Genomic DNA, 16,968 nt, shown 5'->3' with positions numbered 1-16,968 from the left:
GGATCACCTGTGAGCACACCAATCCCGACGCGTGTGCGCCTCCGCAGCGGCATCGCCCTCACCACCGCCCTCGCGCTCAGCGCGGGGGCGTCGGTGCTTGGGGCGTCCGCGGCGAGCGCTGCGCCCGTCCAAGCCCCCATCGACACGAGCGGCTTCGACAACGGCCGCTACATCGTCGTCCTCGAGCAGGACCCGATGGCGACATACCGCGGCGGTCTGCCGAACCTCGCGCGCACCGCACCGCTCGGCACGGACGACATCGACGTCGACTCCCCCGCCGCGGACGCGTACGCCGCGCACCTCGAGACCCAACAGACGCAGGTGGCTTCGGCCATCGGCGCGCAGATCGAGTCGAGCCTCACCGTCACGATGAACGGCTTCATCGCCGACCTCTCGGCGGAGCAGGCGCTCCAGCTCGCGCGTGACTCGCGCGTGTCGCAGATCTTCCCCGACGAGATCCAGAAGATCCAGGCGAGCCCCGCGAACGAGTTCCTCGACCTCGAGGGCCTCTGGGAGCAGGTCGGCGGCGTGGACGAGGCAGGCCAGGGCGTCGTCGTCGGCGTGCTCGACACGGGCATCGCGCCCGAGAACCCGCTGTTCGCGGGCGAGTCGCTCGGCACCGCGCCGGGCGCGGAGCCCTACCGCTCGGGCGACAAGATCGAGATCAAGGAGGGCGTCTTCGGCGACGAGATCGTCTTCGACAAGGGCGACGGCAGCACCTTCAGCGGCGTCTGCGAGACGGGCACCCAGTTCACCGCGGACGACTGCTCCACCAAGATCGTGTCGGCTCGCTACTACATCGACGGCTTCGGCGCCGAGCGCATCGGCACCGAGACGCAGGTGCCCGGCGAGTACCTCTCGCCGCGGGACGGCGACGGCCACGGTTCACACACCGCCTCGACGGCGGCGGGCAACGCCGAGGTGCCGGTCACCTCTGCGGCCGGCGCCGACCTGGGCACGATGTCGGGCGTCGCACCCGAAGCGCGCATCGCCGCGTACAAGGTGTGCTGGTCCGGTCCGGACCCCTCGGCGACCGAGGACGACGGATGCGCAGCGAGCGACCTGGTTCAGGCGATCGACCAGGCGACCATCGACGGCGTCGACGTGATCAACTACTCGATCAGCGGAGGCGATGATGTCGCCGGCCCGGACGCGCTCGCCTTCCTGGGCGCCGCGGCTGCGGGTGTCTTCGTCTCCGCCTCGGCGGGCAACACGGGCCCCGACGCGTCGACGGTCAACCACCTCGCCCCTTGGTACACGAGCGTCGCAGCGGCGAGCGTGCCGAACTACGAGGCGACCGTCGTGTTGCCGGGCGATGAGCGCATCCCGGGCGGCTCGGTGACCGTGCCGATGGGCGAGGGCGCTGAGACGGTCAGCGGACCGTTCGTCTACGCGGGCGACATCCCAGCCGCCGGCGTCACCGCCGAGGACGCGGCCCTCTGCCAGGTAGACACGCTCGACGCGGCGCAGACCGACGGCAAGATCGTGCTGTGCGACCGTGGCGTGAACCCGCGTGTCGAGAAGTCGCAGGTCGTCGCCGACGCCGGCGGCGTCGGAGCGGTGATCGTGAACGTCACACCGGGGTCGATCGACCTCGACGACCACGTCATCCCGACGATCCACGTCGACGCGGAGTACCGCGACGAGCTGCTCGCAGCCGCTGACGGCACGTCGATCGTGACGTTCGTGCCCGAGAACACCACGGGCATCGAGACGGTCGCACCGGTCGTCGCCGGCTTCTCGTCGCGCGGCCCGGCCACGGCGGAGGGTGGCGACATCCTCAAGCCGGACATCACGGCTCCCGGCGTCGGCATCATCGCCGCCGGTCCCAACCCGGCAGGCGGCGAGCCGAGCTTCCGGCTCATCTCGGGCACGTCGATGGCCGCCCCGCACGTCGCGGGTCTCGGCGCTATCTACCTCGGCGAGCGCCCGAACGCCTCGCCGGCTGAGGTCAAATCCGCGCTCATGACCACGGCGACCGACACGCGCAACCTCGACGACACTCCCTCGACCGACCCGTGGGCGCAGGGCGCAGGCTTCGTCAACACGCAGTCGATGCTCGACGCGGGCCTCATCTACGAGAACGGCACCGCCGACTGGTACGGCTACCTCCGGGGCCTCGGCTACGAACTGCCGGACAACTGGATCGGCAGCCCCATCGACGCCAGCGAGGTGAACATCGCTTCCATCGGTGTCGGCTCGCTCGCGTACACGCAGACGGTGACGCGCTCGGTCACGGCGCTCGAGCCCGGCACCTACACGGCGTCGACCACGGGCGTGCCCGGCGTCGCCGTCGACGTGTCGCCGTCGACGCTCTCCTTCGCGGAGGCCGGCGAGACGCTCGACTACACGGTCACGTTCACGACCGAGGCCGCTCCCCTCGGCACCTGGTCGACCGGCTCCCTCACGTGGACGAGCGCGGAGCACACGGTGCGCTCCCCGCTCGCGGTGCGTCCGGTCGCGGTGGATGCGCCCGACTGGGTCGAGGGCACGGGCACGGTGGGCGAGACCCCCGTCTCGGGCATCTCGGGCATCAGCGGGCAGCTGCCCCTCGACGCGAACGGCCTCGCCAAGCTCACTGAGCTGGGATCCGACGGCGGCGAGGCGGGCCAGTTCTGGGAGTACGAGTTCCAGATCCCCGCTGGGGAGCTCGTGCACTACGTCTCGCTCGACGCCACGGACGACACCGCCGACTTCGACCTCTTCGTGCTCCGGCTCGACGAGACGGGCGAGGTGGCCGAGGTGTTCACCGCGTCCACCGGCTCGGCCGACGAGTCGTGGCTGCTGCAGGACCCGCAGGTTGGCACCTACGTGGCAGTCGTCGCGAACTTCGTGCTCGGGACCGAGGGCGCCCCGAGCACCTTCACGCTCGACCACGTCGGCGTCCGGGACGGCCAGCAGGAGGGCTCCTTCCGCACCGACCCGGCTTCGGTCGCGGTCGAGCAGGGCGAGGCGTTCACCTACACCGCTGAGTGGAACGGTCTCGACGTCAACGCCGAGTACCTCGGCGTCATCGGCTACGGCGACACGGACGTGCGCACCGTCGTGCACGTGACGACCGGTGATGCGACGATGCCGGTGCCCGAGCGGCTCGCCGGCGACGACCGGTACGAGACGGCCGTCGAGGTCTCGAAGCGCGGCTACCCGGACGGCGCTGACGTCGTCTACGTGGCGAGCGGCGAGAACTTCCCGGACGGCCTCGCGGCGGCGCCCGCTGCCGCGCACGAGGGCGGCCCGCTGCTCCTCTCGTCGCGCGGCGCGCTGAACGACACGGTCGCGGCGGAGATCCAGCGCCTCGCACCCGATCGGATCGTCATCGTGGGCGGCGAGCCGACGCTGGCGCCCGCCGTGGCAGAGGCGCTCGCGCCGCTCGCCGCCGAGGTCGTGCGAATCGGCGGGGCGGACCGGTACGAGACCAGCCGTCTCGTCGCCGACTACGCCTTCGACGCATCCGAGTCGGCGTTCATCGCGACCGGTCGCAACTTCCCGGACGCACTGTCGGCGGGCGCTGCGGCCGGCTCCATCGATGCGCCGATCGTCCTCGTCGACGGCATGGCCGGCGGCGTGGACGACGCGACGATGGCCGAGCTCGAGCGACTGGGCGCGGGCACCGCGTACCTGATGGGCGACCAGGCATCGATGTCGAACGGCATCGAGCTCGAGCTCGACAACGCCGGCATCGCCGTGAACCGGTTCGCCGGCTCCGACCGGTTCGACACCGCGGTGCTCGTGAACCGCGCGCTGTTCGCCGCACCGGTGCCGGCGATGTACATCGCCAGCGGCGAGCGGTTCCCGGACGCCCTGGCCGCCTCGGCGCTCGCGGCAGCCGAGGGCTCGCCGCTGTACCTGTCGCGCTCGTCGTGCGTGGACTCCGCTGTGGTGACGGAGAGCCTGCGGCTCGACCAGCCGCCGGTGTTCCTGCTCGGCGACGAGGACGCGCTGTCGGCGGAGGTCGCGGCGTACGCGATCTGCCCGTAGCGCGGCAGTGACGCGAGGGGGGCGGGGACGCGAGGTCCCCGCCCCCTCCCTGTCAGCGGCCCGTCCTGTCACGGGATAAGATCGCAGGGTTGGTCTCTCGGGACCGCGCCAGGAGGATTCGCCTAGTGGCCTATGGCGCACGCTTGGAAAGCGTGTTGGGTGCAAGCCCTCGGGGGTTCGAATCCCCCATCCTCCGCCATCGTGCATCGACAGGAGCCCCGGCCGCCGGCCGGGGCTCCTGTCGTGCTCTGGCGGGCGTGTTCCATGTGCGCGGTGTAACGTTGCAGTCCAGGCAAGCAGACTTCGTCACGTTGGAGCACCGATGCGCTCAAGCAGTCCGCGGCCGTTCACCGCGCGCGTCGGAGCGCGCTCATGAGCGGGCGCATCCTGGTCGTGGATGACGACCGCGACATCCGCGACCTCGTGGCGATCAAGCTCGAGTCGGCCGGGCTGGACGTGGAGACGCGCGCGGACGGCGCCCAGGCGCTCGAGGCAGCGGTCGACGGCGAGTGGGCGGTCATCGTGCTCGACGTCATGATGCCCGGGATGTCGGGCATCGACGTGCTGCGGGCCATCCGCGAGCGCGGCGACCAGACGCCGGTCATCCTCCTCACCGCCCGCGGGCAGGAGAAGGACATCGAGGCCGGCTTCGCGGCAGGCGCGGACCACTACGTCACCAAGCCCTTCAGCCCCCGGGCGCTGCTGGCTCGCGTCACCGCCGCACTGGGATGACCCCGCTGCTGTCGCCGGCTCTGCTCCAGGCGCTGCTCCTGATCTCGGCCCTCGTGGTCGTCGGCATGCTGACGGCCCTCGTCGTGCAGCGCAGCCTGCGCCACCGCCGGGAGCGGCGGGGCGCGGAGCTCGACCTGCGGCTGCGGCCGCTCGTGCTCGAAGCGAGCATCGCCGAGGACGACGAGGTGGACGAGCTCCTCGACCGCGTGCGCGCCCTCAGCGCCGAGGAGCGGCGCCACGTCGGTCGCACGGTCTTCCTCATGCTCCGCGGCATCACCGGCGAGGCGGCCGATCGCCTGCGCGCCGTCGCCGACGCGAGCGGCCTGGCACCCCTCGTCATCGCCGCGGCCGACCATCGCGACCCGGTCATGCGCGCCGACGTCGCCGAGGCGCTCGGTCTGCTCGCACCGGAGGGAGCGCTCCCCCTGCTGCTCGAGCTCGCCGACGACCGCTCCCCCGAGGTGCGCACCGTCGCCATCCGTGCACTCGGCGCCTTCGACGAGCCCGCCGCGGTCGACCGCGTGATCGCCGCGCTCGCGCAGCGCAGCGGCATCCCGACGAGCGTCGCGGCGTCCGCGCTGCTGCAGCAGGGCGCTGCGGTGGGCGACCGCGTGCGGATCGCCCTCGAGGACGAGGACCCCGGCGTCCGCCGCGGCGCCGCTCGCGTCGCGGGACTGCTGCAGGCGCCCGGCACGGGCCCCTCGCTCGCACGGCTCGTCGACGACGAGCACGAGTCGGTGCGGCTCGCAGCGATGCGGTCGCTCGAGCGGATGCCCGTGCGCGACGCCGTGCCTGCGCTGCGGGACGCCGCCCTGCGCGGTGGCATGGTCGGCGAAGCGGCGGCGAGGGCGCTCGTCGCGATGCCCGGCAGCTGGACGGCCGACGCGATCGCGCGGATCGCCGAGGAGGCGCAGCGCGGTGTGCGCCGCGCCGCCGGCATCCCGAGCGCGGAGGCGAGCGCATGACCTGGCTGCACGACACCCTGGAGGCGATCTTCACCGCGGTCGCCTGGCCGGCCGCGATCTACTTCGTGCTCGCGAACACGTCGATGCTGCTGCTCGTGCTGCTCGCCGCCAGGCACTTCGCGCGGTACCTTCGCCGCAGCGACCACCGGGGCGAGGACGCCATGGCGGCGTCGCCGCTCAGCCTCGGCGTCAGCGTCATCATGCCGGCCTACAACGAGGCCTCCGTCATCCTCACGAGCGTCCGCTCGGTGCTCGACCTGCGCTATCCCGACCACGAGGTGATCGTGGTCAACGACGGCAGCTCCGACGACACCATGCGGCTCCTGCGCGAGGCGTTCGGGCTCGTCCCCGACGACCGGGACGTGCCCGGCAGGGTGCCGGCGCGCGGAGCCCTTCGACAGGTGTGGCGCTCCGCGGACCCCGCCGTGCCGCTGCTCGTCGTCGACAAGGAGAACTCCGGCCGGTCCGACTCGATCAACCTCGGTCTCGACCTCGCGAGCAAGGAGCTCGTGGTGATGGTCGACGCGGACTCGATCCTCGAGCCCGACGCGCTGCTGTCGGTCTCGAAGCCGTTCGCCGACGATCCGGAGCGAGTCGTCGCGACCGGCGGCGTCGTGCGCATCGTCAACAACAGCCGAGTGCACGGCGGGCGCATCGTCGAGATCCGCATGCCCAAGGAGCTCGTCACCCGCATCCAGGTGGTGGAGTACCTGCGCGCGTTCCTGCTGGGCCGCACCGCGTGGTCCGACCTCAACGCGCTCATCCTCATCTCCGGCGCGTTCGGCATGTTCCGCCGCGACGTGCTGATCGAGGTCGGCGGCCTCGACGCCGACTCGATCGGCGAGGACTTCGAGCTCGTCATGCGCATCCAGCGATGGATCCGGGACGGCCACCGCGACGCCCGCGTGGAGTTCGTCGCTGAGCCCGTCAGCTGGACGGAGGCGCCGTCCACGCTCAAGGTGCTCGCCCGCCAGCGCCGTCGCTGGCACCGGGGCCTGTGGGAGGTGCTGTGGAAGTACCGCGGCATGCTGCTCAACCCGCGCTACGGCCGAGTCGGCCTGCTCGCCCTGCCCTACTACTGGCTCTTCGAGCTGCTCGCGCCGCTCATCGAGCTCGCGGGCATCGTGCTGGTCGGGCTCGGGCTGCTCGTCGGCGCGGTGGACCCGGGCATGGCGCTGCTGCTGCTGCTCGTCGCCTACGGCTACGGCACGATCGTCACGCTCGCCGCGGTCGTCGTCGAGGAGGCCAGCTTCCACCGCTACGAGCGCTGGCGCGACATGGGCGCCACGCTCTGGGCCGTCATCGCCGAGAGCCTCGGCTACCGGCAGCTGACGGCGATCTGGCGCATCCAGGGCTGGTGGGCGGCGCTCACGAACCGCAAGCAGGAGTGGGGCGAGATGACGCGCACCGGATTCGTCGACGCGACGGATGCGCCGACCGCGGCTGCCGCGTCAGGCGGCGGGCAGTCGGACCGTCGCGACTGAGCCCGCGCCGACCTCGCTGTCGAACGCGATCGCGCCGCCGTGCGCCTGCACGATCATCCGGCAGATCCAGAGCCCGAGGCCGGCGCCCTGCACCCCGGACGCCCGTGCCGCCTGCGACCGGTAGAAGCGCTCGAACACCTTCGACGCCTCCTGGGGCTCCACGCCGGGACCGTCGTCGGAGACTCGCAGGAGCGCATCCGTGCCCTCGACGTCGACGCGCACCTCGACGAAGCCGTCGTCGCTCGTGTACTTGATGCCGTTCGAGATGAGGTTCTCGACCACCTGGCTGACGCGCCGCGGGTCGGCGACCAGCGGCACGGACGGTCCGTCGACGAGGCGCAGCTCGACGCCGCGCCGGTGGGCGCGGTGCACGAGCGTGGCGACCGCTTCGCGCGCCACCTCGCGGAGGTCGACGGCCGTCGGCTCGAGGTGCAGCTCACCCCGGCTCATCTCACCGACGATCAGTAGGTCCTCGACGAGCGTCCGCAGACGGGCGCTGTTCCGCTCCACGATCTTGAGCCACGAGCGGAGCTCGGGTGACATGTCCTCGTCCATCGCCAGCTCGATGTAGCCGGCGATGGAGGTGAGCGGCGTGCGCAGCTCGTGCGAGATGAGCGCGACGAAGTCGTCGCGGTCCTCGAGCATGCGCATGTAGGTCGTCACGTCGTCGACCGAGGCGATGGAGCCCCGGAACTCGCCGTCCACCATCAGCGGCCGTGACGAGACCGTCACGGCGAACATGTCGTGACCGGGGCGCGCGATCCAGAACCTGCTGTTGTCGAACGACTCGCCGCGCGCCGCACGCAGGAACGGCATCTCGAGGCGCGAGATCGGCTGTCGGGTCTCGAGGTCGAGGAAGCGCGCCCCGTCGAGCACGCGGTCGAGGCTCGTGCCTGCGAGCGCGGGATGCTGGCTCAGCGTCGGGTTGGCGCGCACGATCTCGCCGTCGGCGTCGAGCAGCATGAGCCCGACGCGCGCCGTCTCGAAGATCGCGTCGAGGAGCACGCCGTCCGCCACGAGCTGGCGCTGCATCGCGGTCTTGTCGCGCTCGCGCTCGAGGATCGCGAGCTGCTGGTCCTCGAGCCTCCCGGTGTAGCTGTCGGCGAAGAACGCGGCGGCGACGAGGGTGAGCGGCACGAGCACTGCCCCGACCGCGTTCGCCGTCAGGGTCGTCCCCGTCGAGCCTGCGATCTGGAGCGACAGCGCCACGCCCATCGCGATGCCGCCGACGGCCGCCATCACGACGCCCGGTCGGCGCCCGACGAAGCCGAGCCAGAAGGCCGGCACGACCGCGAGCATCGCCGCGATCCGCGGCACGCTCGGCTCGCCGAGCAGCAGCATGATGACGAGGAGGTCCAGCGCCGGCACGAGCACCGGCAGCCAGGTCGCGTTGTAGAGCGGGCCCTGCCCCAGCAGGGCGAGCCCCGTCGCCGCCGCGACGACGGCCGCGCTCCCCCACAGCCACGGCCCGTCCCAGACACCCGGGGCGACGGCCGTCAGCACGATGACGACGAGCGCGAGCACGCCGACGGAGAGCAGTTGACCGCGGACCGTCTCCGTCAGCGCGGCGATGCGCCGGGGTCGCTCGTGAGCCGCGGAGCTCTCGATCACGCTCACCGGCGCCGGTTGCCGAAGACGCCGCGCACGATCTCGCGGATGATCGACTGCCCCGTGCGCGACCCGATGAAGTCGGTCACGACGTTGCCGCCCTCGCGGCCGGCGGTCCGCTGGCCGCTCGCGCGGCCCGCGGAGCGGTTCCGGCGCGCCTCCCGCTCGAGCCGCTTCGCCTCCTCCTCGGCCGCCTCGCGCGCAGCCTCGTCCTGCTCGGCGCGCTGCGCGGCTGCGAGCCTCGCCTGCAGCAGCTCGTACGCCGACTCGCGATCGACGGCCTCGCCGTAGCGCTCGAGCAGCGGCGACGACTCGACGCTCCGCCGCATCGCACCCTCGGGCGTGGGGTCCATCGAGCCCTGCGGCGCACGCAGGCGCGTCCACGCGACCGGCGTGGGAGCGCCGCGCTCGTTCATCACGGTCACGATCGCCTCGCCGATGCCGAGGCTCGTCAGCACCTCCTCGAGGTCGTAGCCGCTCCTCGGGTACGTGCGCACCGTCTGCCGCAAGGCCGTCGCGTCATCCGGCGTGTGCGCGCGCAACTGGTGCTGCACGCGCGAGCCGAGCTGGGCGAGCACGTCGGCCGGCACGTCCTTCGGCGTCTGCGTGACGAAGAAGATGCCGACGCCCTTCGAGCGGATGAGCCGCACGGTCTGGGTGATGGCGGTCAGGAAGTCCTTGGAGGCGTCCTTGAACAGCAGGTGCGCCTCGTCGAAGAAGAACACGAGCTTCGGCTTGTCGATGTCGCCGACCTCCGGCAGGTCCTCGAAGAGATCGGCGAGCAGCCACATGAGGAACGTCGAGAACAGCGCCGGCTGGCTCGCGACGCCCGGCACCTCGAGCAGGCTGATGACGCCGCGACCGTCCTGCATCGTGCGCATGAGCTCGCGGGAATCGATCTCGGGCTCGCCGAAGAAGACGTCGGCGCCCTGCTCACTGAACGCGGTGATCTCGCGCAGGATGACGCCTGCGGTCTGGGTGGAGATCCCGCCGAGTCGCTTGAGCTCTGCCTTGCCCTCGTCGCCCGTCAGCCACAGCAGCAGCTCGCGCAGATCCTTGAGGTCGACGAGCGGCAGCCGCTGCTCGTCGGCGTAGGCGAAGACGATGCCGAGGCTCGACTCCTGCGTGTCGTTGAGCCCGAGCACCTTCGAGAGCAGGGTGGGGCCGAACGACAGCACCGTGGCGCGCACCGGCACGCCGATCCCCTGACCGCCGAGCGCGAAGTACTCCACGGGGAAGGCCTGCCCTTCCCATGCCTGTCCGATGCCCGCGGTGCGGGCCAGCAGCTGCTCGCCGGACTCCCCCGCCGTGGCGACGCCCGACAGGTCGCCCTTGATGTCCGCGGCGAAGACGGGCACGCCCGCGGCGGAGAGCTGCTCGGCGAGCACCTGCAGGGTCTTCGTCTTGCCGGTGCCGGTGGCGCCGGCGATCAGGCCGTGGCGGTTGACCATCGCGAGCGGGATGCGCACCTGGGTGCCGGCGTCCGGGTCGCCGTTGACGAGCGCCCCGACCTCGAGCGCGGGGCCGTCGAAGGCGTAGCCGGCGCGGATCTCGGCGACCTCGTCGTCGGAGAGCGGACCCGTCGTCGAGGCCGGCTGGATCGTGTCGCCCGGCTCGGACGGATGCGCGGGATCGGCCGGTGCGGCCGCCGCCTCGGGCGCCTCGCTGTACGACTCCGGGACCGGCGGCGAGCCCTCTGGGGTCGCTTCGTCCGCGGGCGACGGGGGCAGGTCGGCCTTGGCGCGCCCGGCGCGAGCCTGGAGCTCCGCGATCCGCGCCTCCGCTGCCGCCTGCGCCTGCCTGGCCGCCTCGAGGTCCGCCTGCACCTGCGCCAGCTCGTCGGTCATGTCGCCATCCTAGGTCGGCGGCCTTGCGCGGTTCCGCACGCCGTGCGCGGATGACGTCGTGCAGCCCACGATCACTCGATCGGCGGCACCTGCCTCGGCCGCACGACGAGCCACAGCGAGCAGGTCGCGAGCACGCCGCACGCCAGCATGACCGAGCCCATCGGGATCGCGTTCTCGATGCGGAAGAGGCCGACGACCGGACTGACGAGGCCGGCAATCGACATGTTGAGGGCGCCGAGCAGCGACGCGGCCGTGCCGGCCTCCTCGCCGTGGTTCGCGAGCGCGAGCGACTGCACGCACGGCATCGAGAGGCCGAACGCGAAGGCGAACAGCGCGAGCGGGGGCACGAGGCCCGCGACACCCAGTCCGGCGAGGTCGAGCACGATGATGCCCGAGGCTCCCACGATCAGCAGCGCGGTCGACACCGCGAGCACCCACTGGGGGCCCCATCGGTTGGCGGCGCGGGCCGCGATCTGCGTGCCCGCGAGCACCGCGACCGAGCAGATCGCGAACACGAGCCCGAACTCGCCCGGAGAGAAGCCGTAGACCTCCTGCAGCAGCAGCGAGGAGGTCGCGAGGTAGGCGAACATGCCCCCGAAGATGCTCGCGCCGATCACGGCGACGCCGATGAACACACGATCGCTCAGGACCGCGCGGTAGCGCTGCCGCAGCGTCGTGTGGCCGGGCACGTGGCGCAGTTCGGGCGGGAGCGTCTCGCGCAGGAAGAGCAGCTGCAGCCCGATGACGAGCACCGCGTACCCTGCGAGCACCCAGAACAGGCCGCGCCAGTCGAGCACGCCCAGCAGCCAGGAGCCGACGACCGGCGCGGCGATCGGCGCGATCCCGATCACGAGCGCGAGCCTCGACAGCGCGGTGACGAGCTTCGAGCCGCTGAACAGGTCGCGCACCATCGCCATGGCGACCACGGTCCCCGCGGCCGCGCCGAAGCCCTGCAGGATGCGCAGCAGCGACAGCGACACGATGTCGGGCGCCATGGCGACGCCGACGCTCGCGAGCACGTGCACGCTCGTCGCGACGAGGAGCGGCCGCCGTCGGCCGATGCGGTCGGAGAGCGGTCCGACCACGAGCTGGCCGAGCGCGAACCCGATCGTGGTCGCCGACAGCGTGAGCTGGACAGCCGCATCCGTCGTCTCGAACTCGTCCTTGACCGCCGGGAACGCCGGCAGGTAGAGGTCGATCGTGAAGGGCCCGAGCCCCGCCAGCAGCCCGAGCACGAGCAGCGTCGTGAACCGGCGGCTGGGAGTCAGCGCGTCTCCGGGGTGCGCCGTCACGCGGCGGGGAGCGCCAGCGGCACCTCGTCGCGCGACGCGACCCGCTCCTCACCGGTGGCGGCGTCGTGCTCGAACACGACCCGGCCGTCGATGAGCACGGTGCGGGGGCGCGCCATCGGGTCCATCCAGTCGCCGCCCCACACCACGATGTCGGCGCGCTTGCCGACCTCGAGCGAGCCCACCTCCGCGGCGACGCCGAGCGCCTTGGCGGGATGGATGGTGATGGCGCGGAGCGCCGTCTCGCGATCGAGCCCCTCGCGGACGGCGAAGGATGCCTGGTGCACGAGGAAGGAGATGGGGATGACCGGGTGGTCGGTGATGAGCGAGAGCTCGACGCCGGCGCGGGCGAGCTTGCCGGGGTTCGCGATCGAGCGCTTCCGCAGCTCCATCTTCGACTTCGTCGTGAAGAGCGGGCCGATGAGCACCGGCACACCGCGCTCGGCGAGCAGGTCGGCGACCACGTGCGCCTCGGTGCCGTGGTCGATGATGAGGTCGTAGCCGAACTCCGCCTGCAGCCGCAGCGCGGTGACGATGTCGTCGGCGCGGTGCGCGTGCTGGCGCCAGGGGATCTCGCGGCGCAGCACCTTGACGAGCGCCTCCATGGTGAGATCGACGTCGTGCGTGCGGTCGTTCTCGGGGTCGGCGAGGCGGCGCTGGTAGTTCTGGGCGGCGACGAACGCGTCGCGCAGGATCTTGGCCGTGCCCATCCGCGTCGACGGCGTGACCTTCTTCTCGCCGTACACGCGCTTCGGGTTCTCGCCGAGCGCGCTCTTCACGCCGGCGGGCTCGCGCAGCACCATGTGGTCGACGATGCGGCCGTGGGTGTGGAGGGTCGTCGCCTGGCCACCGATCGGGTTGCCGGAGCCGGGGTTGACGTTCACCGTCGTCACGCCGCCCGCGAGTGCGAGGTCGAAGCCCTCGTCGAACGGGTCGATCGCGTCGATCGTGCGGACCCCGGCCGTGTTGGGGTTCGTCATCTCGTTGGTGTCGTTCGCCGTCTGGCCATCGCCCTCGGGGTGCACGCCCAGGTGCACGTGGGCATCGACGAGGCCGGGCGTCACCTGCGCGCCAGCGACGTCGAGCACCTCCGCGTCCTCGGGCACGGCGACATCGGCGCCGAGCTCGGCGATCCTGCCGTCGCGCACGAGGATCGTCCCCTCGAACTCCGCGCCCTCGACGGGCACGACCTTGGCGTTGACGATGGCGAGCAGCATGCGGATCCTCTTCCGGTCGAAGGTCGTTCGGCCAGAATATCTTAGCCGGGCGAACGACTTCGGCGGACGAGGACGCGGGCCGGCGCGGACGGTCAGGCGGCGACGGGGAGCTGGTCGAGCGTCTCGCGCCAGCCGATCTCGTAGTCGGCCGCGCCCGCGGCATCCGTCTCGTGCACGACCGTCACGAGCGTGCCCTCGCCGTCGTCGGCGAAGCGCACGGTCACGGTGTCGGTCACCTCGGATTCGACGCCGTCATCGATCCAGCGCCAGGTGAAGACCAGCCGCTCCAGCTGCTCGACCTTCAGGTACTCCCCCGTGACGCCGAAGCCCGCGTCCGCTGCCTCGAACCGGTAGGCGCCGCCGACCCGCGCATCCGCCGCGACGGTCGTGCCCGGAACGCGGTGCCACCACCACCGCGCGAGCGCCGCCGGGTCGGTCCACGCCGCCCATGCGGCCGGGCGCGGCGCCTCGACCCGCTGGGTCAGCTCGATCTGGGTCTCGGTCATCGCAACTCCTCCGGTCCGTCGTCCCCGCGGTCCATGTGCGCGGCGAAGTCCGCGAGCCGCGCGCGCCACATCGCCCGCACGCCGGTCGCCCAGTCGGCGAGCAGGTCGAGCCCACCGGGCTCGAGCGTCACGATCGCGCGTCGGCCGACGCGGCGCTTGCGCGCGAGTCCCGCCGCCTCGAGCACGCGCACATGCTTGTCGATCGCGGGCAGTGTGACGCCGAGCACGCTCGCGAGCTCGCTCATCGTCGCCGGGCCCTCCGCGAGCCGGCCGACGAGCAGCCTCCGCGGCCCCGACGCGATGGCGTGGGCGACCGCATCCACCGTGGACTTTACCATATGGTGAAGTGTAGGGCGCCCCCAGCGCTGCCGCAATCGCCGCTGTCGCGATTGCGCAGACGAGCGGGGGTCGCGAGGGACCGGCCCCCGCGACCCCCGGTCGCCTTGCGGTCGTGCTCGCCGCGTCAGCCGAGCGAGCGCGCGCGCCGCTTGTTGTAGACGTCGAACGCGACGGCGAGCAGCAGCACCATGCCCTTGATGAACTGCTGGTAGTCGGTCGAGACGCCCAGCAGCGACATGCCGTTGTTGAGCACACCCATGATGAGGCCGCCGGTGATCGCGCCGACGACGGTGCCGATGCCGCCCTGGACGGCGGCACCGCCGATGAAGGCCGCGGCGATCGCGTCGAGCTCGAACAGGTTGCCAGCGCCCGGGCCGGCCGAGTTCAGGCGGCCGGTGAAGACGATGCCCGCGAGCGCGGCGAGCACGCCCATGTTGACGAAGAGCATGAAGTCGATGCGCTTCGAGCGGATGCCCGACAGGTCGGCCGCGTGCCGGTTGCCGCCGACGGCGTAGATGTGCCGGCCGAAGCGGGTGCGCTGCATGACGACCGAGTAGGCGACGATGAGGATGCCCAGCACGATGAGCACGATCGGCGTGCCGCGTGAGCCCTCCGCGATGCCCAGCAGGTAGGTCAGCATCAGGATGAGCAGCGCGCCGAAGCCGACGCGGGTCCAGAACCACCAGGCCGGCTCGCCCTCGACGCCGAGCTTGATGCGCTTGCCGCGACCGCGCAGCTGCGAGCCGATGAACAGCACGAGCGTCAGCGCTCCGAGGCCCACGGTGATCCACTCGGCGGGACTCGTCGAGGCGGGGAACAGCTCTGGGAAGAGGTAGCCGCCGCCGAGCTGCCGGTACTCGGTCGGGAACGGGGTGATCTGGGTGTTCGACAGCGTGATCTGCGTCAGGCCGCGGAAGATGAGCATGCCCGCGAGCGTCACGATGAACGCGGGTATGCCGACCACCGCCACCCAGAACCCCTGCCAGGCCCCGACGAGCGCGCCGAGGACGATGCCGACGAGGATGCCGAGCCACCAGGGCCAGCCGTACTGCACGATCATGACGCCGGTGGCCGCGCCGACGAACGCGGCGACCGAGCCGACCGACAGGTCGATGTGGCCGGCGATGATGATCATCACCATGCCGATCGCGAGGATCAGGATGTAGCTGTTCTGGACGATGATGTTCGCGACGTTGCCGGCGGTGAGCAGGCGGCCGCCGGTCAGGCCCTGGAACAGCAGCACGATCACGACGAGCGCGATGAAGATGCCGATCTGCTGCACGCGCGACAGCAGGAACGACCCTGCTGTGCGCAGCGGCGAGGGCGCGAGGTCGCGGGCGGGGTCGCCCTGGGGCCGGCGCCGGGGCGGGTCCGCGGTCGTGGTCGGGTCACTGGGCGATGACATGGTCCGCCTCCTTCTCCTGGGTCATGCGCTGCATGAGCGCCTCTGGCGTCGCCGTGGCGATCGGGAACTCACCGGTCATCCGGCCCTCCGACAGCGTGTAGATGCGGTCGCAGATGCCGAGCAGCTCCGGCAGCTCGGACGAGATGACGATGACCGCCTTCCCTGCCGCGGCAAGCTGGTTGATGATCGTGTAGATCTCGTACTTGGCGCCGACGTCGATGCCTCGCGTCGGCTCATCGAGGATCAGCACCTCGGGGTCGGTGAACAGCCACTTCGACAGCACGACCTTCTGCTGATTGCCGCCGGAGAGCTTGCCGACGACGGCGTTGACCGTCGGCGCCTTGATGCGCATGCTCTTGCGATAGCCCTCGGCGACGAGGATCTCCTCCTCGCCGTCGACCAGCACGCGCTTGACGAGCTTGTCGAGCGCCGCCGCCGAGATGTTGCGCTTGATGTCCTCGATCAGGTTGAGGCCGAACCGCTTGCGGTCCTCGGTCGCGTACGCGAGCCCGGCGCGGATCGCGGCCGGCACCGTCCGCACGTCGACGGGCTTGCCGTGCAGGTACGCGGTGCCGGTGATGTGCGAGCCGTAGGAGCGACCGAACACGCTCATGGCGAGCTCCGTGCGCCCCGCGCCCATCAGCCCCGCGATGCCGACCACCTCGCCGGCGCGCACCGAGAGGTTCGCGTCGCGGATCATGACGCGGTTCGCCTCGGTGGGGTGGTGCACCCGCCAGTCCTCGATGCGGAAGACCTCCTCGCCGATCGTCACATCCCTATCCGGGTAGCGCGATTCCAGGTCGCGACCGACCATGCCCTTGATGATGCGGTCCTCGGTCACGTCGTCGGTGACGAGCGTCTCGATCGTCCGGCCGTCGCGGATGACCGTCACCTTGTCGGCGATCGCCTTGATCTCGTTCAGCTTGTGGCTGATGATGATCGACGTGATCCCCTGCTGCTTCAGGTGACGGATCAGGTCGAGCAGGTGTGCCGAGTCCTCGTCGTTGAGGGCGGCCGTGGGCTCGTCGAGGATGAGCAGCTTGACGTCCTTCGAGAGCGCCTTGGCGATCTCGACGAGCTGCTGCTTGCCGACGCCCACCTCGTTGGCGCGCACGGCGGGGTTGTCGCCGAGGCCGACCCGCGCGAGCAGCTTCTGCGCCTCGGTGTTCGTGGCGTGCCAGTCGATCAGGCCGCCTCGGCCGACCAGCTCGTTGCCGAGGAAGATGTTCTCGGCGAGCGACAGGTGCGGGCTGAGCGCCAGCTCCTGGTGGATGATCACGATCCCCTTGTGCTCGGAGTCGGTGATCGAGCGGAACTGCACGGGCTCGGCCTCGTACACGATCTCGCCGTCGTAGGTGCCGTGCGGGTAGACGCCCGAGAGCACCTTCATGAGCGTGGACTTGCCCGCGCCGTTCTCGCCGCAGATGGCGTGGACCTCGCCGCGCTCGACGGTGAGGTTGACGTCGGAGAGCGCCTTGACGCCCGGGAACTCCTTGGTGATGCTGCGCATCTCGAGGATCGCCGTCACAGCGCGCCTCCTTCCGTTCGATGCCGCTGGTGGGCCGGGGCGAGGCGGGGGCTCGCGCCCCCGCCCCGAT

Annotated in this window: 12 protein-coding genes and 1 tRNA gene; 5 read left to right on the top strand and 8 right to left on the bottom strand. The window is 71.5% G+C overall.

Translation table 11 applies throughout. The annotated features are described in order from the left end of the window. The first annotated feature begins 9 nt into the window (after positions 1–9). The 5 genes from ACLQ21_RS07255 to ACLQ21_RS07235 all read left to right on the top strand — a co-directional run bounded on the left by ACLQ21_RS07255 (position 10) and on the right by ACLQ21_RS07235 (position 7,159). Positions 10–3,978, top strand: coding sequence for a cell wall-binding repeat-containing protein (locus tag ACLQ21_RS07255; RefSeq protein WP_425662583.1), 3,969 nt, complete (start codon positions 10–12; stop codon positions 3,976–3,978). 111 nt (positions 3,979–4,089) lie between these two features. Continuing rightward, positions 4,090–4,177, top strand: a tRNA-Ser gene (locus ACLQ21_RS07250). Positions 4,178–4,350: 173 nt separating this feature from the next. Next, a complete protein-coding gene (locus ACLQ21_RS07245; protein ID WP_425662582.1) occupies positions 4,351–4,710 on the top strand; it encodes a response regulator transcription factor in 360 nt (119 codons plus the stop codon). Next, positions 4,707–5,675 (top strand): HEAT repeat domain-containing protein, encoded by a 969-nt coding sequence (locus tag ACLQ21_RS07240; protein ID WP_425662581.1) that lies wholly within the window; start codon positions 4,707–4,709, stop codon positions 5,673–5,675. Before ACLQ21_RS07245 ends, ACLQ21_RS07240 begins: the two co-directional genes overlap by 4 nt. Further along, entirely contained in the window at positions 5,672–7,159 is a 1,488-nt protein-coding gene (locus ACLQ21_RS07235) for a glycosyltransferase family 2 protein (RefSeq protein ID WP_425662580.1), read from the top strand. The genes ACLQ21_RS07240 and ACLQ21_RS07235 overlap by 4 nt, the downstream gene beginning before the upstream one ends. Here ACLQ21_RS07235 and ACLQ21_RS07230 read toward each other — a convergent pair. The 8 genes from ACLQ21_RS07230 to mmsA all read right to left on the bottom strand — a co-directional run bounded on the left by ACLQ21_RS07230 (position 7,127) and on the right by mmsA (position 16,880). Next, positions 7,127–8,776: a sensor histidine kinase gene (locus ACLQ21_RS07230; RefSeq protein ID WP_425662579.1), complete on the bottom strand. Its 1,650-nt coding sequence runs from the start codon at positions 8,774–8,776 to the stop codon at positions 7,127–7,129. The two genes, ACLQ21_RS07235 and ACLQ21_RS07230, sit on opposite strands and share 33 nt — an antisense overlap. Next, positions 8,773–10,614, bottom strand: a complete 1,842-nt coding sequence (locus tag ACLQ21_RS07225; protein WP_425662578.1) for a helicase HerA-like domain-containing protein — start codon at positions 10,612–10,614, stop codon at positions 8,773–8,775. Before ACLQ21_RS07225 ends, ACLQ21_RS07230 begins: the two co-directional genes overlap by 4 nt. Positions 10,615–10,685: 71 nt before the next feature. Further along, complete coding sequence (locus tag ACLQ21_RS07220; protein ID WP_425662577.1) at positions 10,686–11,906, bottom strand: multidrug effflux MFS transporter; 1,221 nt, start codon at positions 11,904–11,906, stop codon at positions 10,686–10,688. Then, positions 11,903–13,120 (bottom strand): amidohydrolase, encoded by a 1,218-nt coding sequence (locus ACLQ21_RS07215; RefSeq protein WP_425662576.1) that lies wholly within the window; start codon positions 13,118–13,120, stop codon positions 11,903–11,905. Before ACLQ21_RS07215 ends, ACLQ21_RS07220 begins: the two co-directional genes overlap by 4 nt. 92 nt (positions 13,121–13,212) lie before the next feature. Then, the gene (locus ACLQ21_RS07210) at positions 13,213–13,626 is read right to left on the bottom strand and encodes an SRPBCC family protein (RefSeq protein WP_425662575.1); all 414 of its coding nucleotides are present in this window, start codon (positions 13,624–13,626) and stop codon (positions 13,213–13,215) included. Beyond that, the gene (locus ACLQ21_RS07205; RefSeq protein ID WP_425662574.1) at positions 13,623–13,964 is read right to left on the bottom strand and encodes an ArsR/SmtB family transcription factor; all 342 of its coding nucleotides are present in this window, start codon (positions 13,962–13,964) and stop codon (positions 13,623–13,625) included. The genes ACLQ21_RS07210 and ACLQ21_RS07205 overlap by 4 nt, the downstream gene beginning before the upstream one ends. A gap of 125 nt (positions 13,965–14,089) precedes the next feature. Beyond that, entirely contained in the window at positions 14,090–15,370 is a 1,281-nt protein-coding gene (gene mmsB / locus ACLQ21_RS07200; RefSeq protein ID WP_425662573.1) for a multiple monosaccharide ABC transporter permease, read from the bottom strand. Continuing rightward, a complete protein-coding gene (mmsA, locus tag ACLQ21_RS07195; RefSeq protein ID WP_425662902.1) occupies positions 15,354–16,880 on the bottom strand; it encodes a multiple monosaccharide ABC transporter ATP-binding protein in 1,527 nt (508 codons plus the stop codon). Before mmsA ends, mmsB begins: the two co-directional genes overlap by 17 nt. Between the last annotated feature and the right edge of the window lie 88 nt (positions 16,881–16,968).

It is taken from the genome of Agrococcus sp. DT81.2, assembly GCF_049844935.1.
GTDB lineage: Bacteria > Actinomycetota > Actinomycetes > Actinomycetales > Microbacteriaceae > Agrococcus.
Note: the sequence above shows the minus strand (reverse complement) of the source record. Positions and strands in the feature narration are given on the sequence as shown.